This window comes from Buttiauxella sp. BIGb0471 (genome assembly GCF_024807715.1).
Classification (GTDB): domain Bacteria; phylum Pseudomonadota; class Gammaproteobacteria; order Enterobacterales; family Enterobacteriaceae; genus Buttiauxella; species Buttiauxella agrestis.
Genome location: NZ_JANUEU010000001.1, coordinates 1,222,679 through 1,247,514, shown reverse-complemented (window position 1 = coordinate 1,247,514; position 24,836 = coordinate 1,222,679). Strand labels below are relative to the sequence as shown.

The window sequence follows — 24,836 nt, the reverse complement described above, 5'->3', positions numbered from 1 at the left end:
TATGCAGCGTCGCACCTTTATTAAAGCCTTTGCGCTCTCAGCGTCCGTTATCAGCATGGGTTTGGCCTTTAGCGCTCAGGCCGCCGACACCATCAAAGTGGGCATCATGCATTCGCTTTCCGGCACGATGGCGATTTCTGAAACGCCGCTCAAAGATGTGGCGCTGATGACCATCGCGGACATCAACGCCAAAGGCGGCGTGCTGGGCAAACAACTCGAACCGGTGGTGGTTGATCCGGCTTCAAACTGGCCGTTGTTCGCTGAAAAAGCCCGCCAGTTACTGAGCCAGGACAAAGCGGCAGTGGTGTTCGGCTGTTGGACATCGGTCTCACGCAAGTCGGTGCTGCCAGTGTTTGAAGAGCTGAACGGATTGCTGTTCTACCCGGTGCAATATGAAGGCGAAGAAATGTCGCCAAACGTGTTCTATACCGGGGCGGCGCCAAATCAGCAGGCGATTCCGGCGGTGGAATACCTGATGAGCGAGGACGGCGGGGCGGCGAAACGCTACTTCCTGCTGGGCACGGATTACGTTTATCCGCGCACCACCAACAAAATCCTGCGCGCGTTCCTGCATTCCAAAGGCGTGCAGGATAAAGATATCGAAGAGGTGTATACGCCGTTTGGTTACAGCGATTACCAGACCATTGTTTCCAATATCAAGAAGTTCTCCGCAGGCGGCAAAACCGCCGTTATCTCCACCATTAATGGCGACTCCAACGTGCCGTTCTACAAAGAACTGGCAAACCAGGGCCTTAAAGCGACCGATGTTCCGGTGGTGGCGTTCTCGGTCGGCGAAGAAGAGTTGCGTGGTATCGACACCAAACCATTAGTTGGCAACCTGGCGGCGTGGAACTACTTCGAGTCCGTGGATAACCCGACCAACAAAGCGTTTGTCGCCGAATGGAAAGCGTATGCCAAAGCTCACAAGCTGCCGAATGCCGATACGGTTGTGACCAACGACCCGATGGAAGCGACGTACGTCGGTATCCATATGTGGGCGCAGGCGGTTGAGAAAGCGGGGACTACAGATGTGGACAAAGTTCGCGCGGCGATGGCAGGGCAAACCTACAAGGCACCGTCTGGCTTTACGCTGACTATGGACGCCACCAACCACCATCTGCATAAGCCGGTGATGATTGGTGAAATCGAAGGGAACGGCCAGTTCAACGTGGTGTGGCAGACCGATGCTCCGGTACGCGCCCAGCCGTGGAGTCCGTTCATTACCGGCAACGATAAAAAATCTGACGAGCCTGTGAAAATGGCGAGTAACTAACTCGTTTTCTCCCTCTCCTGGGGGAGAGGGCCGGGGTGAGGGCGTCCGTCGCTAATCCCCCTCACCCTAACCCTCTCCCTCAAGGGAGAGGGGATCGATCGAGTAAAGGAGTTACCCATGAAATTTGTACGCTGCCTGTTAATTGCAGCCTGGCTGCTGCCGTGGTTCGCTCATGCCGGAGATGCTGAAGATTTTGCCGCAGCCAACCGCACGCAGCAGGCCAAACTGCTGCAAACCTGGGCGGCGGCACCGGATGCAAAACGTTTACCGTTACTCAACGCGCTGGCGCAAGAAAACTTGGTGATTAACGATAAAAAAGTGCGCCTGACTAACCGCTTACGCATTCTTGCGGGCAGCGCACTCGCCAGTCATCACCTGATAAGTGACAACGTCACTGAGCGGTTGCAAGCGGCAAAAGCGCTACAACGCGACGTGCAGCCTGATTTGCTGCCGCTTGTGCAGCAGCGGTTAAAAGCTGAACCTGATGAAAACGTCCGCCATGCGCTTGAAGGCGTGCTGGCACAACTGCAACTCGCCAGCACCGACGCAAAAGTGCGCCTGAACGCGGTGGAGTTACTCAGCCATTCCTCGGACCCCGATACCCAGGCGTTGCTCAAACCGCTTACCGATCCGCAAATCGAATCTAACGAACCGGTGCGTATAGCCGCAGCAGAAGGGCTGCAAAAAATTCAGCATCGTTTAATGCTGGGCGACATTCTCGGCCAGGCGTTTATGGGGTTGTCGCTGGGGTCCATTTTGCTGTTAGCGGCACTCGGGCTGGCGATTACCTACGGTTTGCTCGGCGTGATTAATATGGCACATGGCGAAATGCTGATGCTTGGGGCGTATTCCGCCTGGCTGGTGCAGAGCGCTTTTCAGCACTACGCCCCGGCATGGCTGACGTTTTACCCGATAGTGGCGCTGCCCGTGGCGTTTGGCATTACTGCCGGAATCGGTATGGCGCTGGAGCGTACGATTATTCGTCATCTGTACGGTCGCCCGCTCGAAACGCTACTGGCGACCTGGGGCATCAGCCTGATGCTGATTCAAATTGTGCGCATGGTGTTTGGCGCGCAAAACATGGAGGTCGCCAACCCGGCCTGGCTGTCGGGTGGCGTGCAGGTGTTGCCGAACCTGATTCTGCCGTGGAACCGCCTGGTGGTGATGGGTTTTGTGATGCTGGTGCTGCTGTTTACCTGGCTGCTGCTGAACAAAACGCGTCTTGGCATGAATGTGCGAGCCGTGACGCAAAACCGCGCCATGGCCGCCTGCTGCGGAGTGCCGACCGGGCGCGTGGATATGCTGGCATTTGGCCTCGGTTCTGGCATCGCCGGGCTGGGTGGTGTGGCGCTTTCGCAGCTCGGCAACGTTGGCCCGGAACTGGGGCAAGGCTACATCATCGATTCTTTCCTGGTGGTTGTGCTCGGCGGGGTTGGGCAACTGGCGGGAACCGTGGCTGCAGCATTCGGGCTGGGTATCTTTAACAAAATACTGGAGCCGCAAATTGGTGCGGTGCTCGGCAAAATCCTCATCCTGGTGCTGATTATTCTGTTTATTCAAAAACGACCGCAAGGCCTGTTCGCCCTGAAAGGGAGGGTTATTGATTGATGAGCCAGCCGCTAACGTTAACGCTCGCCCGCAAAGCGCCGCGCCTCTCTATGGCGCTGGGTTCTCTGATTGTGGTGCTGATGCTGACATTGCCGTTCTTAACGCTATTGCCAGCCAGCCACCCGCTGAGTCTTTCCACTTATACGCTCACATTGGTCGGCAAAATTCTCTGCTATGCCATCGTCGCTGTGGCGCTGGATTTGGTGTGGGGATATGCCGGGCTATTGTCACTGGGGCACGGTATTTTCTTCGCCCTCGGCGGTTACGCGATGGGGATGTATCTGATGCGCCAGGCTGCAGGTGACGGGCTGCCTGCGTTTATGTCGTTCCTGAGCTGGGATCAACTGCCGTGGTTCTGGTGGGGCACGCAGCATTTTGCCTGGGCATTGGCGCTGATTGTGCTGGTGCCGGGGCTGCTCGCGCTGGTGTTTGGCTTCTTTGCCTTCCGCTCAAAAATTAAAGGTGTCTATTTTTCGATTATGACTCAGGCGCTGACCTACGCGGGCATGCTGCTGTTCTTTCGCAATGAAACCGGCTTTGGCGGCAACAATGGTTTTACCGGTTTCACCACGATTTTAGGTATGCCGATCACCGCGACAGGCACACGCATCGGGCTGTTTATTGCTACCGTTTTGCTCCTGATGGCAAGCCTGGGGATTGGATTTGCTCTTGCGCGCAGCAAGTTTGGCCGCGTGTTGACGGCGGTGCGTGATGCAGAAAACCGCCTGGTGTTCTGCGGCTATGACCCGAAGGGATTCAAGCTGCTGGTATGGACGTTATCTGCCGTATTGTGCGGGCTGGCGGGGGCGCTGTATGTCCCACAGGTGGGGATTATTAACCCCGGAGAAATGTCGCCGACCAATTCCATCGAAGCGGCAATTTGGGTGGCACTCGGTGGGCGCGGCACATTGATCGGCCCGATCCTTGGTGCTGGCCTGGTGAATGGTGCAAAAAGCTATTTCACCATGGCGGTGCCGGAATATTGGCAACTGTTCCTCGGCCTGATTTTCATCGTTGTGACGCTGTTTTTACCGCGTGGCGTGATTGGCCTGCTGCGTAAAGGAGAGAAATAATGCAACCCGGTGAACCGCTCTTTACGCGCCAGCATGAAGCTGACCGCTTCCGCGACCAGACCGACCCGGTGCTGATGCTGGAGAATATCAATGTCAGTTTTGACGGTTTCAAAGCGCTGACGGACTTGTCGCTCAATATCGGCGTGGGCGAGTTGCGCTGCGTGATTGGCCCGAACGGAGCCGGGAAAACCACGCTGATGGATGTGATTACCGGCAAAACGAAACCGCAAAGCGGCAGGGCGTTTTACGATCAATCCACCGATTTAATGCGTTTAGAACCCGCGGATATTGCTCAATGCGGCATTGGTCGCAAATTTCAGAAACCGACGGTGTTTGAAGCGCTGACGGTGTTTGAGAACCTGGAAATTGCCCAGAAAGCGGATAAATCAGTCTGGGCGAGCCTGCGGGCAAAACTCAATTCTGAACAGCGTGACCGCATCGACGAAATGCTGGCGACTTTGCGCCTTGGCGCGGAACGAAATCGTAAAGCTGGGTTGCTTTCACACGGGCAAAAGCAGTTTCTTGAAATAGGCATGTTGCTGGTGCAGGAACCTCATTTGCTGCTGCTCGATGAACCCGCTGCAGGCATGACGGATGCAGAAACGGAATACACCGCCGAGCTGTTTCGCGGGCTGGCGGGGAAGCATTCGCTGATGGTGGTGGAGCACGATATGGGCTTTGTCGAAACCATTGCCGACCACGTGACGGTGTTGCACCAGGGGCAAGTGCTGGCGGAGGGTTCGCTGCGTGAAGTGCAGGCCAACGAGCAGGTGATAGAGGTTTATTTGGGGCGGTGATTTTGTGGTGGGGGATTGACGCCCTCACCCTAACCCTCTCCCTCAGGAGAGGGGATCGTTCGTTTTTCTCCTTCTCCCTCAGGGAGAAGGCCGGGATGAGGGTGGTTAATGCTACAAGTCAACGATCTAAACCAATACTACGGCGGCAGTCATATTCTGCGTGGTGTTTCCTTTGAAGCCAAAATCGGCGAAGTCACCTGCCTGCTAGGGCGCAACGGCGTGGGGAAAAGCACGCTGCTCAAATGCCTGATGGGGCTGATCCCGGCAAAATCCGGCAGCGTAAACTGGCAGCAGAACAACATCACCAGTCGCAAACCGCACCAGCGTGTGCAGGCAGGAATTGCCTATGTGCCGCAAGGGCGGGAGATTTTCCCGCGCCTGACAGTGGAAGAAAATCTGCTGATGGGTCTTTCGCGCTTTAGTGGGCGCGAGGCTAAACAGGTGTCGGAAGAGATTTATCAGCTCTTTCCGGTGCTAAAAGAGATGAAACAGCGTCGCGGTGGGGATCTTTCCGGCGGGCAACAACAGCAACTGGCGATTGGTCGCGCCCTGGCCTGTAAGCCGCAACTCTTAATTCTGGATGAACCGACCGAAGGGATTCAGCCTTCGGTGATTAAGGAGATCGGTCTGGTTATTAGTCGCCTCGCCGCTAAAGGTGATATGGCGATTTTATTGGTCGAACAGTTTTATGATTTTGCCGCTGAACTTGCCGACAATTATTTAGTGATGTCACGCGGGGCAATTATTCAGCATGGTGCAGGTGCGGATATGGAAAGCGATGGGGTTAGGGGCCTGGTGGCGATTTAGTTCTGGCCGATGGTCTACCAAATCCCCCAAATTATGGTTCTGTTAGTTATGCCATAACTTGTTTATATTCAGGTAACTTATCGTTATTGCGCCCGTGGAGGCTTGAATTGACTGGCATGACAAATGAATATCAGCAACCTGTGGGCAACTCTCTTCCCGACTGGAAACTTTGCCCTCGCCCGGAGCGGATCATGCTGCAAGGGCGCTATTGTCGCCTGGAGCCTTTATCTCGTACCCACACTGATGATTTATGGGCGGCGTGGAGTACCGCGAAAGATAGCCGCGGCTGGACGTATCTGAGCATCGGGCCATTTAGTGGGCAGCAGCAGTTTTCTGAGTTTATTGAAACCGCAGTGCAGAGCAACGATCCGTTGCATTATGCTGTGGTCGATAACAGCGGCAAGGCGGTGGGGACACTGTCGTTAATGCGTATCGACCCGGCAAACGGCGTGGTGGAAGTCGGGTTCGTGATGTATACCCCATTGCTGCAACGAACGGTTCAGGCGACCGAAGCCCATTATCTGTTGATGAAATATGCTTTCGAGCTGGGTTATCGTCGCTATGAATGGAAATGTGACAGCCTGAATGGCCCGTCGCGCCATGCGGCAATCCGTCTTGGGTTCCGTTACGAAGGTTTGTTCCGCCAGGCGGCGGTGTATAAACAGCGCACCCGCGATACCGCGTGGTTTTCGATTCTCGACAGCGAATGGCCGCAGATTAAGCTGGCATTTGAAACATGGCTGTCGGCTGAGAATATGCCGGAGGGTATGCAGCAGCAGGGTCTGACGCAGATTCGTGAAAGTCTGAAGGACAGTTTCCCAGCTAAGAACAGAACTGTGGTGCAGGTCAGGGCGCTTGAAGCAAATGATCGGGCGGCATGGTTGCCGCTGTGGCAGGGTTATCTGACGTTCTACAATTCGCAACTGCGTGAAGACATCACCGAACTGACATGGCAGCGCATGCTTGATGCATCTGAACCCATGTTTGCGCTGGGTGCGTTTGATGAGCAGGGGAAAATGCTCGGGTTTACGCATATGGTTTACCACCGTGGTACGTGGTCGGCGGAGGATCATTGTTATCTTGAGGATCTGTTTACCGCACCGGAATCACGCGGCAAAGGTGTTGGACGGGCGTTGATTGAAGGCGTTTATCAACATGCGCAGAACAAAGGCTGTGGGCGCGTGTACTGGCATACTCATGAAACCAACGCGGCAGGCCAGGCGCTATACGACAAAATGGCAGATAAGCCTGGGTTTATTCAGTACCGGAAATATCTCTACTAAGTCTTTTATCTTTCAATAATTTAGAGTACTTTCTCAAAGTACTCTAATACATGGAATTTGGAACTGAAATGGTATGGGATTAGTCAATAATATATTAGGGCAATTATCAAAGCATCCTATTGTGTCAATTCTTGCTTATACTTCGGCTGTATATTTTGCATCAGTATCTATAGTTGAAAATAAAGTATTGCTTGCTAAAGCAGAAACTGAAACATCTAAAGCAGAAACTTCAGTTTATAAAGCGAAGTTAGAAATTCTGGAAAAAGAAGTTGATGCAACCCGGGCTGAAAATAACCAATATAAAGAGTGGCTTATGAATTCAGAACAGGTGAGTCCGATTTTTTATGAGAAAATAAAAAAACTTCAAAAAGATAATAAAGATGCAAATGAATTAATTGCGAGCCTTAGGCAAGATGATGTTGTGATGCCAGGCTTACTACCTATAAAAACAACAAGTTACGAGGTGGCTCGAGGGCAGTCAATTACGGATGAACAATATGGTGTTGTTATCGGTGTACATGCGATTTCGATAACTGGGAATGCATCCTTAACTATATCTTATGTTACACCAGGTCTTTCTACTGTTGAGGATAATATGATTGTTGGTACAGTGAAAACTTTCCATGTCGGGAAAGTTAAATGTAAGCTGGTTATAAATGAAATAAACTATGTGGCTGATAAAATACAAGTGACTTTATCAAAAGCAGAGTAAATTTCTGTGTGTTTATAATTGATTTATCTGCCATGGATTAGCTGCGGTTTTACCGCCATCCCTTTCACAATCATCAGGTAAGACAATCCAATTGCCGCCATGAGCGCCACGAACAGCATATAGGGCGGCAACCAGGTCAGAATCAAACCGGTGAAAAGTGGGGTGCACGCGCCGCCTAACCAACCGAGCTGTTGTGCAGAGAAGTAGCTGGCTTTCAATCCTGCTGGGGCGATGTTGTCCACCAGCATATATTCACCCGGTGCAAAGATTAGCTCGCCGAGGGTAAATACCGCAGCAGAAATGCCCCACAGCAGCAGGTTATCGCCCGAAATCATAAAGCCCGCCAATCCTGCCATAAAGAACAGTGTGCCGTAGCCCATCAGCTTTTTGATATTGTCCGGGCGAATACGTTTGCCGACCATATACTGAAAAACCACCACCACAAACGCATTCACCGGTAACACAACGCCAACCACTTTTTGCGCCAGATCCGAATCCGAGATAGCGATCGCGTACTGAGATAAGCAGGCGGCGAAAGAGCCAAACACCAGTGAACCGAGGAATGCCGAAAGCGTGAAATACATCAACGCTTTGTCTTTGAGCATCTGCACCGGAGAAAGCCTGACGTTGTCGATTTCCTGCGTTTCGTTCGCCGACACGCTGTGTACATAGCGGCTAATCACGATAAACGGAATGATGGCGGTTAATGCGGATAACCAGAATGGCAGATTAGTGCTGTAAAGCACCGCCAGCGTGCCAATTGGCGGGCCAACCGTCCAGCCGATATTGGCAAAGGTGTAGTTGAGCGAGAAGATTTTCGGCTTCTGGTGAATTTCCAGCACATCGGAAAAATAGCCTTTTAACACCGTGGCAAACACCGAGTACGCGCAGTTTATCAGCGAATAAAACACCACCACCAGAACGGCATTATTGACCAATGGGATCGCCACAAACCCGCCGAGGAAAATAATAATCGACAGCAGCATGTACATTTTTTTGTCGAATTTATCGGCCAGAATGCCAAACCACAGACTAAATACCACGCCTGTCGTCAGGGCGAGGGTGAGCGCCATCCCGATTTCATTTAGCGGCATGCCGTACTGCCGGGATAGATAAATCGTCATAAACGGGAGCGTTAAACCGCGCCCCACGGTGAGGAGCAGCGAAGAGAGCAGTAAAACGCTGATGGAGAGTTGCTTGCCAGAAAAGCGTGTCGTCAGGGAAACCATTTTATCGTTTTTTTTAGAATGTATTTGTTGGGGGGAGACAAGATTTATCATGAAGGATCAACAAAGTATAGGTTGTACTTATGTTAATTTTTTCTCTGTACCGCCGCTGAAAAGTGCGATCTGTATCTATTCATTATTTGGGTATAGCCTTAGATTTTAACAAAATTGCAATAAAACAGGGGCAGGGTATGACGCGCAAAGATGGGCTGCTGGCGATGCTGGTGGTCGTGGTGTGGGGGCTGAATTTCGTAGTGATTAAAATGGGGCTGCATAATATGCCTCCGCTGTTACTGGCCGGTTTGCGTTTTCTGCTGGTGGCCTTCCCCGCGCTGTTGTTTGTCGCTCGCCCTAAAATTCCTTTTCACCTGCTGGCCGCGTACGCACTGACTATCAGCTTCGGCCAGTTTGCGTTTCTCTTCAGCGCGATAAAGTTCGGTATGCCTGCCGGGCTTGCGTCACTGGTGCTTCAGGCGCAGGCATTCTTTACCATTATTCTCGGTGCGTGTGTGTTCGGGGAACGCCTGCAAGGCAAGCAACTGGCGGGGATCACGCTCGCGGTTATCGGCGTATTGGTTTTGATTGAAGGCAGTCTTGGCGGCCAGCACGTTGCCTTGCTCGGGTTTATGCTCACGCTGGCAGCCGCATTTAGCTGGGCCTGCGGTAACATTTTCAATAAGAAGATTATGCAGCTCGAGCAGCGTCCGCCGATTATGTCTTTGGTGGTGTGGAGCGCGTTAATTCCGGTCATCCCGTTTTTTGTCGTCAGTTTGCTGCTCGACGGCCCGGCGCTGATATGGCAAAGCCTGATTACGATAGATATGACGACGGTGTTATCGCTGATGTACCTGGCGTTTGTGGCAACGATTGTGGGTTACGGTATTTGGGGAAGCCTGCTTGGGCGCTACGAAACCTGGCGTGTGGCTCCGCTGTCACTGCTGGTTCCGGTGGTGGGAATGGCCAGTGCGGCATGGTTGCTGGATGAAACGCTGTCTGCGACACAACTTGCGGGTGCGGCGTTGATTATGGGAGGGTTGTATATCAACGTATTTGGTTTGCGGATCCGGCGGGCGGTGGTGAGTTAAAACGGAAAGCTGGCGGGCAAAAATGAAGGCCCGCCAAACAGAGAATTAGTTAGCATTTTCCTGGTAGTACGGCGTACCCAGGAATTCAGACTTATCGCCAATCGTGTTGCTGTTCTGTGCGCGGCTTTCAGACGGGGGAATGATCATGCCGCCGTGATTAGCCTGGGTGGTGCTGAAATTGCCTGATTGCTCCGCCATAACATTTGCGGAAGCCAGAATCAGAAGCAGGCTCGCAGCGGAGATAATACGTTTCATAAATCCTCGGTGTCTGGATAACCAGACGGTTGCATAGCGTTTGTAAACAGTTTTAATGATTTAGCGGATGAATATACTTTCCTTCGCCACCTGAACATGCAACGCGGAATCTGTGAGGTGGCACAGAGAAGTAATTCTTGAACGTGCGGGTCAGTGTCTGTTGCGACTCAAACCCATAGCGCTCTGCTAAGTACAGAATCGGCTCGTTGCTTTCTTTAAGCTTGAGGGCGATTTCCGTCAGTTTTCGATTACGGATGTATTGGCCTAACGAATGACCGGTCTCTTTTTTAAACATCCTTTGCAGGTGCCACTTCGAGTAACCAGAACGCTGTGAAACCTTCTCAAGGGAGAGGGGGTTTTCCAGGTTCTCTTCAATCCAGTCCAATATGCTTTGTATTGTTATTGAATCATTGTTCCGTCTGGACATCGTTTCACCTCTTTTCAGGTTTACGGTAATACCTTTGTTAACAGTTGATAAAGCGTGTCGACTTCATCAGCGGTCAGATTTTTTATCAGTTCCTGGTGCATGCTTTTCCCCAAAAGGCTGCGGCATTTCTCGCAAAGCGTGGCTCCTTCCGGAGTCAGTCTTATCAGCACACCACGTTTGTCGTTGGGATTCGGTAAACGCGCGACCCATCCTTTGCAAATCAGGCGGTCTAACATGCGGGTTAACGCACCGAGGTCCACAGAAAGCGATTTCTTCAACTCCATCGGGGTAATGCATTCTTCGCGATAGATGGTGCAGAGCACTTTAAATTGGGTCGAGGTGACATCCAGCGGGGAAAGATGCTCGTTGAGCAGGCGCTCCTTGTACTGGTTAACCATATAGATCAGTTGTCCGAGAGGGATCATTTCATTGAACAGATCGTTTTTATCTTTCACTATGGTTGCCCAGGCAAGTATATTTAATCACGGCAGATATTATTGCTCAGGCAAGCATAAGTCAACGTTATGAATCAGTGATGACACGAATAGCTAAAACGGTTCAGTTTTTAACATTGATACAATTCTGATAACCAACGCGGGACAGGTTGGCTGCTATACTCAGCAGCGCAAAAAGACACCGAAATAAAGGACAGCAGATGATGGATTTGGTTAAGGCTATTGGGCTGGGGTTAGTGGTATTACTGCCGCTTGCTAACCCGTTGACCACAGTAGCATTGTTCCTCGGGCTTGCCGGAGATATGAACAAGAAGGCGCGTGATAAAACCTCGTTGATGGCATCCATCAACGTATTCATCATCATGATGGTTGCGTACTACGCCGGGCAAGTTGTGATGAATACGTTTGGTATTTCCATTCCCGGTTTGCGTATCGCTGGCGGTTTAATTGTTGCGTTTATTGGTTTCCGCATGCTTTTCCCGCAACAAAAAGTCCATGAGTCTCCGGAGGCTCACAGCAAAGCGGAGGAGCTTGAACAAGAACCGGATACCAATATCGCCTTTGTCCCACTCGCCATGCCAAGCACGGCCGGGCCGGGTACGATTGCGATGATAATCAGTTCTTCTTCAACCGTGGAACACGGTGTGAACTTCCCGGGTTGGGTTGTGCTGGTGGCTCCGCCAATCATTTTTGCACTGGTTGGCCTGATTCTGTGGGGAAGTTTACGCAGTTCCGGGGCGATAATGCGGCTGGTAGGTAAGAGCGGGATTGAAGCGATTTCTCGTCTGATGGGCTTTTTATTAGTCTGTATGGGCGTGCAGTTTATTATTAACGGCATACTGGAAATAGTGACCCATTTCCCGGCAAGTTAAGCGGTAAAAAGGGCGACGGTTTATTGCCGTCGCCTTCATTTCATTAATGGTTATGCTGTTCTTCTAAAGATACCGGCCAGCGGCGGAAAATTAATACTGACCCAATCAGGGCGACCAGAGCAGGCACGGCTCCCACCATGCCAATGCTGGACATCTCAAAATGCAGGCTCACCTGGTTACCGACTAACGCGCCCGCGCCAATCCCGATATTGAAAATCCCCGAGAATAGCGCCATCGAAACGTCGGTTGCATCCGGCGCCAGCGCCAGAACCTTCACCTGCATTCCCAGCGTGATAACCATAACCGCGATGCCCCAGAACAGACACAGAATGGTTAAATTCACGGTACTTTGCGCAGACGGTAACAACAATGCCAGGCACAAAACCAATAGCCCAGTGGAGCTGCTGACCAGTGTCGATGAATGTCGGTTGCCCAATTTGCCGAACATCACGCTGCCAATAATTCCGGCACCACCCAACACTAACAGCAGGAAAGTTGCCATATTGGCGCTCAAGCCGGCCACGTTTTGCACGAACGGTTCAATGTAGCTGTAGGCGGTGTAATGCGCGGTGACGACCACAGCGACTAACGCATACAAGCTCACCAACGCCGGGCGTTTGAACAGTTCAGGCACACTTTTCAGCGAACCCGAATGCTCGCTTGGCAATTTTGGCAGCAGCTTAATGACGTAGAACAGTGTCAGGGCGGCGATTGCGCCAATGCCTAAGAAGGTGGTGCGCCAGCCGAAATATTGCCCCACCATGCGCCCGAGCGGCAAACCTAAAACCATTGCCAGCGCGGTACCTGTAGCAATCAGGCTCATCGCCTGGGCCTTTTTACCGGCAGGAGCCATACGAATGGCCAGCGATACGGTAATCGACCAGAAAATCGCGTGGGCAAAGGCGATACCAATGCGGCTGATCACCAGTACGGTGAAATTCCAGGCGGCAAAAGAGACGACGTGGCTGGCGATAAACAGAGCGAAAATGCAAATCAACAACCGCTTACGCTCGACCTTATTGGTCAGCAACATAAACGGCAGCGACATCAGCGCGACCACCCATGCGTAAATCGTCAGCATGATCCCGACTTGCGGCGTTTGCATACCAAAACTATCGGCGATGTCAGAAAGCAAACCCACCGGAACAAACTCCGTGGTATTAAAAATAAAGGCGGCGACCGCCAGCGTAACGACGCGTAACCATGCCGTTTTGCGTGATACGTTGCTTGTTGTCATAGATGGGTTTCGCGCTGATAAATGAAAGGTTTGGTGAGCAGGCGATCATAAAACCATCAATCCAGCCATACAACTGATTTTGTGATTTAACTCTCATTTTATTGTTCCGCGAATCACGTAAGGCGTGGCATGGTAGATGTCATCAGGCCACACAGGAAGAAAAGACCATGCAGCAAATTGATTTTTATATGGTTGATGCGTTCACCGATACCACTTTCGGTGGCAACGCCGCGGCGGTATGTCCACTCACCGAATGGTTGCCAGATGAAACATTACTGGCGATGACACGCCAGCATAACCAGTCGGAAACAGCATTTTTTATTACCACCGACAGCGGTTTTGAATTGCGCTGGTTCACCACGCAAGGGGAGATCAATCTTTGTGGCCACGCGACTCTGGCTTCGGCTCATGTGATTTTCGAGTACCTGAATTACCCGGAAACCACGATTCATTTTGAGACACGCTTTGTTGGCCCGCTTACAGTGACGCGCAATGGCGACTGGTTGACGCTTGATTTCCCGGCGTCGGGCAGTGAGCCCGTTGAGCCGCCGCAGTTGCTGCTGGACTCGCTCGGTATCAGCGAATACCAGGAAGTGCGGCTGGGGCGCACCTATACCGTGTTGCTCGCGAGCCAGGCGCAGGTTGAGGCGATTAATCCTGATTTTGATCTGATGCGTCAACTGGATCAAAAAGTGTGTATCACCGCGCCCGCGCAAACAGAAGGCTATGATTTTGTCAGCCGTTTCTTTTCTCCGAAGGCGGCGCTGACAGAAGACCCGGTTACCGGGTCGACTCACACTATGTTGATTCCGTACTGGGCAGAAAAGTTGGGTAAAACGCAGATGCTGGCGCGTCAGGTTTCCGCGCGCGGCGGGGATATACGTTGCCAACTGGTGGGCGACAGGGTGTTAATGTCCGGCCAGGCGACCACCTATTTAGTCGGCAAAGTATTACTGCGCTAAGACGTTTGCTCAAGCAGCCCGATAAACGCATCAAGTTGTCGGGTTTTTGCCCCTCGTCGCCAGATTAGCCAGGTGTTGAGATAACGCCAGTCAGCAGGCAACGGCGATATCGACACCTGGTGGCTGCCGGGCATGCTTTCCAGCATGCTGCGCGGCATTAGCGCAATACCCGCTCCGGCAATCACGCACGCCAGCATTCCGTGATAAGACTCCATTTCATGAATTTTGCCCGGCACCGAGTGGTGGGCGTGAAACCAGCTTTCAAAATGCCTGCGGTACGAACAGTTGGCGCGAAATGCATAAATGCTGACGCCGCTGACCTGGTTTGCATCCGTAATAGCGTCATGATCCGCCGGGGCGACAATCACCATTTCTTCTTCGTAAACCGCAATACCGTCAAGGGAAGGATGCAATATCGGGCCGTCGACAAAGGCCGCCGATAGCCGCCCATCCAACACGCCATCAATCTGATCGCCCGAAGGCCCGGTGGCAAGCGAGAGCTGAATTTTCGGGAAACGCTGGTTAAACATCGCGAGCAAACCCGGAATCCGCACCGCTGCGGTGCTTTCCAGCGAACCTAGCGGCAGCGTTCCTTGTGGCTCGTCACCGGAAACCGCCATCCGCGCTTCATCAACCAAAGCCAGAATACGTTTGCTGTAGCTGAGAAAACTGTGCCCGGCTGGGGCCAGGCGCAAGCGTTGGTTTTCGCGAATAAACAACTCAACTCCGAGATCTGCCTCAAGCTGTTTAATGCGCGTGGTGAGATTGGACGGCACCCGGTGAACCTTCGCCGCTGCCGCGCTGATGCTGCCGGTTTCCGCTACCGCATTAAACATTTCAAGCTGCGTGAGATCCATAAACCTTTCTCGTTACGTGAATGACTCGCTCATTATTATTCATTTTTCATGATTGTCACGCAGGTTTAAGGTATGGGCATAACGCGAACACAGGAGCAACCATGAACCATCACGCTATTTCAATGAACCCGGCCACCGGCGAGCAGCTTTCCGCCATACCGTTTGAAACGCCCGAGCAGCTCGATACCGCGCTGGCGGGGAACCACGCGGCATTTAACGTCTGGCGGAATATGCCGCTGGCTCTGCGGGCGGATAAATTACGCCACCTGGGCGCGGCGTTGCGTCATCACGCTGAAGCGCTGGCACAAATGATCACTGCAGAAATGGGTAAGCCGATTACCCAGGCTCGTGCGGAAGTGGCGAAAACGGCGAATTTGTGTGACTGGTATGCAGAACACGGGCCAGGCATGCTGGCAACCGAAGGCACTCTGGTGGAAAACCATCAGGCGGTGATTGAGTACCGGCCTTTGGGTGCCATTCTGGCGGTGATGCCGTGGAACTTCCCGCTTTGGCAAGTCCTGCGCGGTGCGGTGCCGATTCTGTTGGCGGGCAACAGTTACGTTCTCAAACATGCGCCAAACGTCATGGGATGCGCGTTACTGATTAAAAAAATGTTCGCCGAAGCGGGATTTCCGCAGGGCGTGTTTGAAGTAATTAATGTCACGCCTGAAGGGGTGAGCCATGCGATTAAGGATGCGCGAATTGCGGCTGTCACCGTAACGGGAAGCGGGCGTGCGGGGGCGGCGATTGGTGCGCAGGCAGGTGCTGCATTGAAAAAATGCGTGCTGGAACTCGGCGGTTCAGACCCGTTTATCGTGCTCAATGACGCTGATATTGATGAGGCGGTGAAGGCGGCAGTTGCAGGGCGATTCCAGAACACCGGGCAAGTCTGTGCGGCAGCGAAACGCTTTATCATCGAAGAAGAGATTGCGGACACATTCACCCAGAAGTTTGTTGCAGCCGTTCAGGCGCTGCAAATCGGCGATCCCACTCTTGATACAACCACTATCGGCCCGATGGCGCGTTACGATCTGCGTGATGAGTTGCATAAACAGGTGACAACGTCACTTGAACAGGGGGCTAAATTACTGCTCGGCGGCGAGAAAATGGCAGGCAAGGGCAATTTCTACGCGCCAACCGTTTTAGCGAATGTCACGCCTGATATGGTGGCATTTCGTGAAGAGTTGTTTGGCCCGGTGGCGGCTATTACCAGAGCGCGCAATGCGGAACATGCCCTGGAACTGGCAAATGACAGTGACTTTGGCCTTTCAGCCACGTTATTCACCTCTGATACTCATCTTGCCGATGACTTTGCGGCGCGTCTTGAATGCGGTGGCGTGTTTATCAATGGCTATAGCGCCAGCGATCCACGTGTGGCGTTTGGCGGCGTGAAGAAAAGTGGCTTCGGGCGCGAGCTTTCGCATTTTGGACTGCATGAGTTTTGTAATGTGCAGACAGTATGGAAAGACCGCCGCTAGTTGCTGATATACTGGCGGGCGTAAAATACCCGCCAATCAGGAGTTTGCAGTGCCAGGTCTGTTAGATAATCAATTGCTGGAAGATATTCTCGCCCAGGTTCGCCCGCTTATTGGCCGCGGTAAAGTGGCTGATTACATTCCAGCTCTGGCAGAAATTCCCGGCAACAAACTGGGAATTTCAGTGTGTACCGTCGATGGTGAAGTTTTTAGCGCAGGGGATGCGACGGAACGTTTCTCGATACAGTCCATTTCGAAAGTGCTGAGTCTCACGCTTGCGATGGGGCGTTACGATGAACATGAAATCTGGCAGCGCGTGGGGAAAGAGCCTTCGGGACAACCGTTTAACTCTTTGCTCCAGCTAGAACTTGAACAAGGCAAACCGCGCAACCCGTTTATCAATGCGGGCGCGTTAGTGGTGTGCGATATGTTGCAGACTCGCCTGAGTGCGCCGAAACAGCGTATGTTGGAAGTGGTGCGCGCGTTGGCGGAACAACCCGATCTGGCTTACGACGGCAGAGTCGCTAAATCTGAGTTTGAACATTCGGCGCGTAATGCCGCGATTGCCTGGTTGATGAAATCCTTCGGTAATTTTGATAACGACGTGATTACCGTGCTGCACAATTACTTCCATTATTGCGCGCTGAAAATGAGCTGTCTGGAGCTGGCGAAAGCGTTTCTGTTTCTGGCAAATCAGGGGCGGGCATTGCATCTTGATGAACCGATTATCACCGCACAGCAAGCGCGGCAGATTAACGCGTTGATGGTGACGAGCGGCATGTATGACGGTGCTGGTGAATTTGCGTATCGGGTAGGGATGCCGGGGAAATCCGGTGTTGGCGGCGGGATCATTGCTATCGTTCCGCATGAGATGTCTATTGCGGTCTGGTGCCCGGAGCTGGATGCATCAGGAAACTCGCTTGCCGGTACCGCGGCACTCGAAATCCTGGCTCAGCGAATCGGGCGTTCAATCTTTTAAACTGCAAGCCTGGCATATTTGTCTATATCGATTGAGCCACAGGCCGTACCAGATATAATATGCTAAGCTAAAAATTATTTTTTGCACTCATACAGTTGTATTAAATCATTGCGCAGTGCACGTATAAATACGAGTCAAAATAGCATGGCTAATTTAGCTAAGTTTATGTTCTGTTCGCCTGAAAAACGGTTGGCTAACGCCGTTTCTATTTTTGTCATTACGACATTGTTTTACTTTTTTGGCGCCTCGCTTCGCTTGATTGATGAGTTGTCGCTCTTCTGGCCGCTGAATGCGGTACTGGCCGCGGTGTTCGTGCGCTCCCCGTTCCTCAATCGTCCGGTTTATTATTTCGTTTGTTATAGCGCAATGATTGTCTATGACGCATTCACCACGAATTGGGGATGGCAGTCGGCGATAATCAATCTCTCTAACATGGTGTTTATTATTGTTGTTGCCCGGTTATTACTGCGTTATTCCCGCACGCAAGATGAAAGTAATTGGGCGCTGAATGCTTTTAATCTTTTCTACGCCTGCCTTATTGGTGCGATTCTTAGCTCTTTATTAGGATCGATGGGCTCGACCGGGCCTTCGTCGGATTATCGTCAGTTTATTTCACTGTTTGCCGACTGGTTTAGCGAACAATTTTCAACTGGTGTGTTGATGATGCCATTTTTGCTGATGGCGAAATGGCCGCAGTGGAGTAAGTTGCCCGCTTTTCATTTGTCGAAAATTTATCCGCTGGTGGCGGTTGTCGTCTCTGTTATGGCCTCGGTGGTGATTGGCGGGGCCGGGAGCCTGGCGTTTCCGCTCCCGGCACTGATCTGGTGCGCGATTCGTTATCCACTTCCTATAACCGCATTAATCACGTTTTTGACGGGCGGCACGGAAATCATTCTGGTAGCAAACTCGATTGTCGTGATTCATCACAATGTCCCACTGGTGGTGACGGAGATGTTCTCTGCCCGTCTTGGGATTGCCACTATGGCGATCTGCCCGCTGATTGTGTCGGTGAGCGTGGATGCGATTAACCGCTTAATTCAGCAAACCTCGTTGCGCGCGGATTACGACTATCTTACCGGCGTTTATTCCCGTTCCGGTCTGTATGAAGCGCTAAAAATCAACATGCCGACTAAGCATTTGCCCAACCAAAAACTGTGCGTGATGTTGCTGGATATTGATTATTTCAAACGCATAAACGACAGCTATGGTCATGAATGTGGTGACGTGGTGCTGGCCGCGTTTGCCGAGCAATTGCGAAAAGTGGTGGGGGACGAAGGGCTGGTGGCCCGTTTGGGGGGCGAAGAGTTTGTGGTCGCCTGTAGCACCTGTACCGAAGAAAAAGGTCTCGCGATCGCCGAGAAAATTCGCCAGACCATTGAGCTTACGGCGTTTCGTTATCAGCAACAGACGTTGTTCATTACGGTGAGTATCGGCCTTGCGACCGTGACGCCCGAAAAGCAAACCCTGCTTGATGCGTTTAACTCGCTGCTGGCAGAAGCGGATAAATATCTCTATTTATCCAAGCGTAATGGTCGCAATCAGACCAGTACCGCGTCGTATAAAGAGCTTGCGCTGAATAGTTAGCGCCTGTTGAGAGTTGTTCTACCAAAAAACATCAATAAAAAAATTGGTATAACAACTCTAGTTTGATCAAAACGGGGTTTCACATTGTTGAGTTCTGATAGTTTGGAGAGGATTTTTATTCGCCCATCCTGTACTCACCAAGGAACAACATAGTGAAAACACTTAATCGTCAAGACTTCCCTGGCGCTCAATACCCTGAACGTATTATCCAGTTTGGTGAAGGTAACTTTTTGCGTGCATTCATTGACTGGCAAGTTGATTTACTGAATGAACACACCGATCTGAATGCGGGTGTTGTGATCGTACGTCCAATCGACAGCGCATTCCCGCCGTCGCTGTCTACTCAGGATGGGTTGTATACCACGGTTATCCGTGGCCTGAACGAGCAGGGCGAAGCGGTAAGCGATGCGCGTCTGATTCGCTCAGTAAACCGTGAAATCAATGTTTATCAAGAATATGAAACCTTCCTGAAACTGGCTCATAACCCAGAGATGCGTTTCGTCTTCTCCAACACCACCGAAGCGGGCATCAGCTACCACGCTGGCGACAAATTTGAAGATGCGCCAGCGGTAAGCTACCCGGCCAAACTGACGCGTTTGCTGTTCGAACGTTTCAGCCACTTCAACGGCGCTGCGGACAAAGGTTGGGTCATCATTCCTTGCGAACTGATTGATTACAACGGCGACGCGCTGCAAGAACTGGTTCTGCGTTACGCGCAAGAGTGGGAGCTGCCAGCAGCCTTCACCCAATGGCTGAACGAGGCTAATACTTTCTGTTCTACGCTGGTTGACCGTATCGTTACCGGTTATCCGCGCGACGAAGCATCTGCAATTGAAGAATCTTTGGGTTACAAAGACAGCTTCCTGGCGGCAGCAGAACACTTCTACCTGTTCGTGATTCAGGGGCCAGCAACGCTTGCGCAAGAACTGCGTCTGGGTAAGTTCCCGCTGAACGTGCTGATTGTCGATGACATCAAGCCTTATAAAGAACGTAAAGTGGCGATTCTGAATGGTGCTCACACAGCGCTGGTGCCAGTCGCTTATCTTGCGGGCCTGAACACCGTGGGCGAGTCCATGAACGATGCTGAAGTTTGCGCATTCGTGGAAAAAACTATCGCGGAAGAGATTATTCCGGTGCTGGATTTGCCTCGCGACGAGTTGCAATCCTTTGCACAAGCGGTGACCAGCCGTTTCCAGAATCCGTACATTCAGCATCAGTTGCTGTCTATCGCGCTTAACGGCATGACGAAGTTCCGTACCCGTATTCTGCCGCAATTGCTGGCAGGCCAGCAGGCGACCGGCACTTTGCCTCCGCGTCTGACTTTCGCCCTGGCAGCGCTGATTGCTTTCTATAAAGGCGAGCGCGGCGAAGAAACCTATCCGTTGCAGGATGACGAGCACTGGCTGGTGCGTTATCAGCAGCTGTGGGCGGCTCTGGGTGACAAACAAATCAATGAGCAGCAGCTGGTTGAAGCGGTACTGAGTGATAGCGTTCACTGGGATCAGGATCTGACTAAAGTTCCAGGTCTGGTAGCGAAAGTGAGCGAAGATTTACAGGCTATTCAAAGCCTGGGCATGCGTGCTGCGCTCGCACGTTACTGCTAAGTTTTGTGATATTGGTGGATGGCGCGTGCGCTTATCCACCCGAAGCGTAGGTCGGATAAGCGAAGCGTCATCCGACTGAACTAAGGGTAAAACCTTGATATAGTGCCTGTAACGTTGCTTACAGGCATTTTTTTATGCACAACACCGCTCTTTGGTTTCGCCAGTTTGGCCAACCTGAACACGTTATCTCCCTCGAACATTCACAAACCTTACCGCGCCCGAGCGGCATGCTGCGCGTGCAAATGCGTTATGCGCCGATTAACCCCTCCGATTTAATCCCCGTTGCCGGTGCCTATCGTCATCGCGTAAGCCCGCCGCGCGTTGTGGGCTATGAAGGGATGGGCGTGGTGACGGATGCCGACAATCCCGAAATGATCGGGCAGCGAGTCTTGCCGTTGCGTGGCGATGGAACCTGGCAGCGCTGGCTGGATTGTTCACCGCTTTGGGCGGTTCCGGTTCCAGATTTTATTCCCGATCTTCTGGCTGCTCGCGGTTACATCAACCCGCTGGCGGCATTTGTGATGCTAAAAAAATGGCCGGTAAAAGGAAAAACAGTATTACTGACCGCGGCGAACTCATCTTGCGCAGCGCTGCTGGCGCAGTGGGCTGTGATTTATGGCGCGGTGCATGTCTACGGTGTTTGTCGGAGTGAAGGGCAAAAAGCGGCTTTGCTCCAGAACGGCATTACGCCCGTTCTTATTAACGACACCGCAATGCTTCGCGGTGTCGCACAACAGGCTGATGTGGTGTTTGATGCCGTCGGGGGAGCACTTGCTACATTGTTGCTGACCAATCTGAACGCAGAAGCTGATTTTGTCTCATACGGTATGTTGAGCGGGCAACCTTACGATGCGCGCAGCGCACAGGCAAAACCGCAGCGTTTTCATTTGCGGGATACCCTGGCCGTGGCGGATTCGCTTGAATGGCAGTCGTGGTTTTCCGATCTATGGCCCTTGCTTGCGAATAGCCGATTGCCGGAAGTTAAGTTGTTTAACCTGGAAGAATGGCGGGATGCGCTACGTGAGTTTGCTACGCAAGGGCGACGTTGCAAGCCAGTACTGGCTTTTTAGCGTGACAACGTCACCTTTAAAGCGTTACTTATCGCTGCCCATGATTGCTTTCATAGTTTCTTCATCAGGTAAGCCCTGATGTTGTTGCAGTCGTCCGTCTTTATTCAGGTAATAAATAGAAGGCGTGGCCGTTCCTCCTAATGTATCCATCAGCGCCAGGTTGTCTTCCAGTGCTTTCGTGATTTCAGGCTTGATGGTGGCAGGGATTTTCAGCTCCATTTTCCCTTTGGAATTTTCATATTCCGCGAGGGTTTTCGCAGGATCTTTCGCCATCATTATCGCGGCGGCTTTCTGGCCGCTATCCGGGCGCAACATGCCGACCATCAGCACGCGCAATTGCACTTTGCCTGATTTCAGCCACGGCTGCGCATTTTCCCAGAACTGTGTGCAATACGGGCAGTACGGGTCAGCAAAGGTGTAAACCACATGGGGGGCATCCGCTTTGCCCGCGGCTATCCAATGATTTTTCTCAAGTTTTTGCCACATCTCTTTTGCCATGGGTGCATAAACCCATTTCTCGACCTGCTCATCACTGAGGTTTTTCCCCGCGGCATCGACCAGATTCCCCATAATGGCGTGCTGTTTATCGGGCGTCAGGAACACTGTGGTGCCTTGCCCCTGGATCTGCATCACGTAGCCAGGTAAATCGCCGGGGCCTTTAAATTCGCCTTTGAGCTCAAAGCCTTGCTGCTGTAGGGCGATAATTGGAGCAGGGAGCTTAACTTCTGCGGCCAGCACGGAGGAACTGAATAACAGGGCAACCGAGAGAGTCCATACTGCTTTTTTCATTACGTAATCCTTATCATTCTCTTGATGAATGTATGCCCAGCTAGGCTACAGGTCGTTGGCACGGAAGGAAAGAAAGATGAATCTGCGTTATTTTGTTATGGTATGCGCAATTTTTTAGAATCACTGGACTCACTATGACCCATCCTTCAAAAGATCCTCTACACGGCATGACGCTTGAAGCCATTGTCAATGCGCTGGTTGCGCGTTTTGGCTGGGAAGAACTGGCGAAACGTATCAACATTAATTGTTTTAAAAGCGACCCAAGCGTTAAATCCAGCCTGAAATTTTTGCGACGCACGCCGTGGGCGCGAAAAGAAGTCGAAGATTTGTATATCGATTCGTTAGAAACGGATGTGGTTGAAAAAGAGATCCCGGCTGATAACCCGTGGGCGAACTGGCAGAGTAAGAAAGGTCAGGAATAAGAGAAGGCGAGTGAAATCTCACTCGCCATGATTTTTTAGATTAGAACTTAAACAAACGCAGCCAGCGGATCGGCAGCCGCAAAGGCAATTTCTTTCTCAGCTTTCGGCGGGTAAATCAGTTCGTTGGTAATCGCTACTTTGATTTTCTTGCCTTCTGAGCGCGTCGATTTCACCACCTGATCCCAACCTTCGGTGTAAACCGCGCCAAATCCGCCTAAATCCAGACAGGTGACATAATTCACCTGGCGATACGGGTGCGGAGCCACGCCGAGCAGTTCAGCGGCGACGTTGTTACCAACAAAACGCCCTAACATAATCGCATGTTGGCAGGTCATCAGGGCGGTATTGCCCTGGTCATCGGTACGGGCGAACGCCACATCGCCGGTCGCGTAAATGTCTTCCTGACCGACGACTTTTAAGTTTTCATCGACATGTAAACGGCCTTGCGCGTCGCGTGTGGCAGGGATTTGTGACGTCAACGGACTGGCTTGCACACCCATGGTCATCACCACGGTGTTGGACGCGATAAAATCGCCATTCCTGAACGTCACGCCTTGCGCATCTATTGCCGCAATTTCAGCATTGAGTTTCCATTCCACGCCCAGCTCTTCACTTGCCTGGGTGATAACAGCGCTTAGTTCTTCACTATAACGGCCACCCACAACCGGGCTGCGGTCGGCGATAATCACACGTGTTGATGCACGTTCACCCAAAATGGCACGCAAGCGAGCAGGCAGTTCTGTCGCCAGTTCGATACCGGTAAAGCCGCCGCCGCAAACCACCACCGTATTACGCGCATCACTTTCCGGCAGCTGTGCCAGCTGATTTAAATGCTGCTCAAAGCGTGCAGCACTTTCCAGTTGATCGACATCAAAGGCATGTTCTTTCGCGCCGGGGAACATCGGGTTGATGTGACTCCCGGTCGCCAGCACGAGGCGGTCGTAATGCATGGCGGACAGGTTTTCTTGCGCGGTGTGATACCAGACCTGCTTGTTCGCCACGTCAATCTCACTGGCAGAACCGGCAATAAACTTAACGCCAGTCGCGGCAAATAACGGCAGCAGCGGTGCGGCAAAGTTTTCAACACCATCTTCATAAAAACGCGGACGAATGCGCAGTTCTGGCTGCGGTGCCAGGACGGTGATTTCAATCTCGTTGCTGTCGTGAAGATCGGTTAAACGTGCTGCACTCAGTGCAGCCCACATGCCTGCAAAACCTGCACCCAAAATAAGAACTTGCTGTTTCATTATGTATCCCTGGTGTATCAGTGGTCATTTGATTTCTTAACTGCGATCATATTTGTCGTAGTTAATGTTTTCAAGGCTTTTACGTGCTGCATACAAGAAATGACAGGTAACAATTTGAATTTATATGATATTTAAAACTAAAATGAAATTTACCGCGCGCGGTAATTGCCTGGGCTGGAGGAAGGATTTATCATCTAACTAAGAATCATTCGGGCGGAGCATTTATGGCGTTTTACAGTTCAGGTGTGGAATATGGCATCCATAGCCTCATGTGTTTAGTGGATAGCAAAGGTGACGGGCGTGAGATGAGCGTGCGTGAAATAGCTGAGTTACAAAATGTTCCTTACGACTACCTGGCTAAAATTTTTACCAAGCTCTCTAAGGCCCAACTGGTTGAAAGTACAGAAGGAAAAGGCGGGGGCTTTCGCCTCGCTAAACCTGCCGATCGGATAACCGTGCTCGATATTGTGGCGGCAATTGATGGGGAAAAATCCATTTTCGATTGTAAGGAGATCCGCCAACGCATGGCTATTTTCGATGAGCCAGCTCCCGCATGGGCATGTGAGGGCATCTGCGGCGTGCGCCAGGTGATGCAGGTTGCTCAGCAGCGAATGGAAGAAGCACTCGCGCAGCATACGGTGCTGGATCTGGCGCGCAGAATGTTCAGAAAAGCGCCGGAAGCGCTGCCCATCCAGATTGAAGAGTGGATAGGCAACCGTCGTAAAGATGCGTGAGTG

Annotated in this window: 25 protein-coding genes; 17 read left to right on the top strand and 8 right to left on the bottom strand. The window is 51.9% G+C overall.

All coding sequences use genetic code 11. From position 1 onward, the window contains the following. The first annotated feature begins 1 nt into the window (after nucleotide 1). The 7 genes from urtA to M2371_RS05855 all read left to right on the top strand — a co-directional run bounded on the left by urtA (nucleotide 2) and on the right by M2371_RS05855 (nucleotide 7,553). Entirely contained in the window at nucleotides 2-1,273 is a 1,272-nt protein-coding gene (gene urtA / locus M2371_RS05885) for an urea ABC transporter substrate-binding protein (RefSeq protein WP_034495292.1), read from the top strand. A gap of 117 nt (nucleotides 1,274-1,390) precedes the next feature. Then, entirely contained in the window at nucleotides 1,391-2,881 is a 1,491-nt protein-coding gene (gene urtB / locus M2371_RS05880; RefSeq protein ID WP_259267156.1) for an urea ABC transporter permease subunit UrtB, read from the top strand. Then, entirely contained in the window at nucleotides 2,881-3,954 is a 1,074-nt protein-coding gene (urtC, locus tag M2371_RS05875) for an urea ABC transporter permease subunit UrtC (RefSeq protein WP_259267155.1), read from the top strand. Before urtB ends, urtC begins: the two co-directional genes overlap by 1 nt. Then, nucleotides 3,954-4,751, top strand: coding sequence for an urea ABC transporter ATP-binding protein UrtD (gene urtD / locus M2371_RS05870; RefSeq protein ID WP_259267154.1), 798 nt, complete (start codon nucleotides 3,954-3,956; stop codon nucleotides 4,749-4,751). Before urtC ends, urtD begins: the two co-directional genes overlap by 1 nt. Nucleotides 4,752-4,859: 108 nt before the next feature. Beyond that, on the top strand, nucleotides 4,860-5,558 hold the full coding sequence (gene urtE / locus M2371_RS05865) for an urea ABC transporter ATP-binding subunit UrtE (RefSeq protein WP_259267153.1): 699 nt from the start codon (nucleotides 4,860-4,862) through the stop codon (nucleotides 5,556-5,558). Between the two features lie 116 nt (nucleotides 5,559-5,674). Then, nucleotides 5,675-6,841, top strand: coding sequence for a GNAT family N-acetyltransferase (locus tag M2371_RS05860; RefSeq protein ID WP_259267278.1), 1,167 nt, complete (start codon nucleotides 5,675-5,677; stop codon nucleotides 6,839-6,841). A gap of 73 nt (nucleotides 6,842-6,914) precedes the next feature. Continuing rightward, nucleotides 6,915-7,553, top strand: coding sequence for a hypothetical protein (locus tag M2371_RS05855; RefSeq protein ID WP_259267152.1), 639 nt, complete (start codon nucleotides 6,915-6,917; stop codon nucleotides 7,551-7,553). A 23-nt stretch (nucleotides 7,554-7,576) separates the two neighbouring features. Here the strand turns inward: M2371_RS05855 and ydeE are convergent, their stop codons facing one another. Continuing rightward, the gene (ydeE, locus tag M2371_RS05850; RefSeq protein WP_259267151.1) at nucleotides 7,577-8,782 is read right to left on the bottom strand and encodes an efflux MFS transporter YdeE; all 1,206 of its coding nucleotides are present in this window, start codon (nucleotides 8,780-8,782) and stop codon (nucleotides 7,577-7,579) included. A gap of 188 nt (nucleotides 8,783-8,970) precedes the next feature. Between ydeE and eamA the strand changes: the two genes are divergently transcribed. Continuing rightward, the gene (gene eamA / locus M2371_RS05845) at nucleotides 8,971-9,864 is read left to right on the top strand and encodes an O-acetylserine/cysteine exporter (protein ID WP_259267150.1); all 894 of its coding nucleotides are present in this window, start codon (nucleotides 8,971-8,973) and stop codon (nucleotides 9,862-9,864) included. Nucleotides 9,865-9,909: 45 nt separating this feature from the next. On the opposite strand, the gene marB is transcribed toward eamA, so the two are convergent. The 3 genes from marB to marR are packed head-to-tail and all read right to left on the bottom strand — an operon-like array spanning nucleotide 9,910 to nucleotide 11,001. After that, nucleotides 9,910-10,119 carry a multiple antibiotic resistance regulatory protein MarB gene (gene marB / locus M2371_RS05840; RefSeq protein WP_034495306.1) on the bottom strand — a complete coding sequence of 70 codons (210 nt, stop codon included), beginning with the start codon at nucleotides 10,117-10,119 and terminating at the stop codon, nucleotides 9,910-9,912. A gap of 52 nt (nucleotides 10,120-10,171) precedes the next feature. After that, entirely contained in the window at nucleotides 10,172-10,546 is a 375-nt protein-coding gene (gene marA / locus M2371_RS05835; RefSeq protein ID WP_034495308.1) for an MDR efflux pump AcrAB transcriptional activator MarA, read from the bottom strand. Nucleotides 10,547-10,566: 20 nt separating this feature from the next. Next, nucleotides 10,567-11,001 (bottom strand): multiple antibiotic resistance transcriptional regulator MarR, encoded by a 435-nt coding sequence (gene marR / locus M2371_RS05830; RefSeq protein ID WP_034495310.1) that lies wholly within the window; start codon nucleotides 10,999-11,001, stop codon nucleotides 10,567-10,569. 200 nt (nucleotides 11,002-11,201) lie between these two features. Between marR and M2371_RS05825 the strand changes: the two genes are divergently transcribed. Beyond that, entirely contained in the window at nucleotides 11,202-11,873 is a 672-nt protein-coding gene (locus M2371_RS05825; protein WP_259267149.1) for a MarC family NAAT transporter, read from the top strand. A gap of 43 nt (nucleotides 11,874-11,916) precedes the next feature. Here M2371_RS05825 and M2371_RS05820 read toward each other — a convergent pair whose 3' ends face one another. Then, nucleotides 11,917-13,110, bottom strand: a complete 1,194-nt coding sequence (locus tag M2371_RS05820; protein ID WP_259267148.1) for a sugar transporter — start codon at nucleotides 13,108-13,110, stop codon at nucleotides 11,917-11,919. Nucleotides 13,111-13,277: 167 nt separating this feature from the next. Between M2371_RS05820 and M2371_RS05815 the strand changes: the two genes are divergently transcribed. Next, on the top strand, nucleotides 13,278-14,072 hold the full coding sequence (locus tag M2371_RS05815; protein WP_259267147.1) for a PhzF family phenazine biosynthesis protein: 795 nt from the start codon (nucleotides 13,278-13,280) through the stop codon (nucleotides 14,070-14,072). Here the strand turns inward: M2371_RS05815 and M2371_RS05810 are convergent. Beyond that, nucleotides 14,069-14,929: a putrescine utilization regulator PtrR gene (locus tag M2371_RS05810; protein ID WP_259267146.1), complete on the bottom strand. Its 861-nt coding sequence runs from the start codon at nucleotides 14,927-14,929 to the stop codon at nucleotides 14,069-14,071. The genes M2371_RS05815 and M2371_RS05810 overlap by 4 nt on opposite strands. A 101-nt stretch (nucleotides 14,930-15,030) precedes the next feature. On the opposite strand from M2371_RS05810, the gene sad reads away from it, so the two are divergent. The 5 genes from sad (at nucleotide 15,031) to M2371_RS05785 (ending at nucleotide 21,641) form a co-directional block, all read left to right on the top strand. Further along, entirely contained in the window at nucleotides 15,031-16,407 is a 1,377-nt protein-coding gene (sad, locus tag M2371_RS05805) for a succinate-semialdehyde dehydrogenase (RefSeq protein ID WP_259267145.1), read from the top strand. 49 nt (nucleotides 16,408-16,456) lie between these two features. Continuing rightward, nucleotides 16,457-17,383, top strand: a complete 927-nt coding sequence (gene glsB, locus M2371_RS05800; protein WP_259267144.1) for a glutaminase B — start codon at nucleotides 16,457-16,459, stop codon at nucleotides 17,381-17,383. A gap of 144 nt (nucleotides 17,384-17,527) precedes the next feature. After that, complete coding sequence (locus M2371_RS05795; protein WP_259267143.1) at nucleotides 17,528-18,967, top strand: sensor domain-containing diguanylate cyclase; 1,440 nt, start codon at nucleotides 17,528-17,530, stop codon at nucleotides 18,965-18,967. Nucleotides 18,968-19,119: 152 nt separating this feature from the next. Next, complete coding sequence (locus M2371_RS05790; RefSeq protein WP_259267142.1) at nucleotides 19,120-20,571, top strand: tagaturonate reductase; 1,452 nt, start codon at nucleotides 19,120-19,122, stop codon at nucleotides 20,569-20,571. A 134-nt stretch (nucleotides 20,572-20,705) separates the two neighbouring features. After that, entirely contained in the window at nucleotides 20,706-21,641 is a 936-nt protein-coding gene (locus tag M2371_RS05785; RefSeq protein WP_259267141.1) for a zinc-dependent alcohol dehydrogenase family protein, read from the top strand. A 24-nt stretch (nucleotides 21,642-21,665) separates the two neighbouring features. Here M2371_RS05785 and dsbG read toward each other — a convergent pair whose 3' ends face one another. Then, nucleotides 21,666-22,430, bottom strand: a complete 765-nt coding sequence (gene dsbG / locus M2371_RS05780; RefSeq protein ID WP_259267140.1) for a thiol:disulfide interchange protein DsbG — start codon at nucleotides 22,428-22,430, stop codon at nucleotides 21,666-21,668. Nucleotides 22,431-22,564: 134 nt separating this feature from the next. On the opposite strand from dsbG, the gene M2371_RS05775 reads away from it, so the two are divergent. Continuing rightward, complete coding sequence (locus M2371_RS05775; protein WP_259267139.1) at nucleotides 22,565-22,852, top strand: VF530 family protein; 288 nt, start codon at nucleotides 22,565-22,567, stop codon at nucleotides 22,850-22,852. 47 nt (nucleotides 22,853-22,899) lie between these two features. Here M2371_RS05775 and M2371_RS05770 read toward each other — a convergent pair whose 3' ends face one another. Next, nucleotides 22,900-24,099 carry an NAD(P)/FAD-dependent oxidoreductase gene (locus tag M2371_RS05770; RefSeq protein ID WP_259267138.1) on the bottom strand — a complete coding sequence of 400 codons (1,200 nt, stop codon included), beginning with the start codon at nucleotides 24,097-24,099 and terminating at the stop codon, nucleotides 22,900-22,902. A 224-nt stretch (nucleotides 24,100-24,323) separates the two neighbouring features. Between M2371_RS05770 and M2371_RS05765 the strand changes: the two genes are divergently transcribed. Continuing rightward, nucleotides 24,324-24,833: an Rrf2 family transcriptional regulator gene (locus M2371_RS05765; RefSeq protein ID WP_034495333.1), complete on the top strand. Its 510-nt coding sequence runs from the start codon at nucleotides 24,324-24,326 to the stop codon at nucleotides 24,831-24,833. Nucleotides 24,834-24,836: the final 3 nt, after the last annotated feature.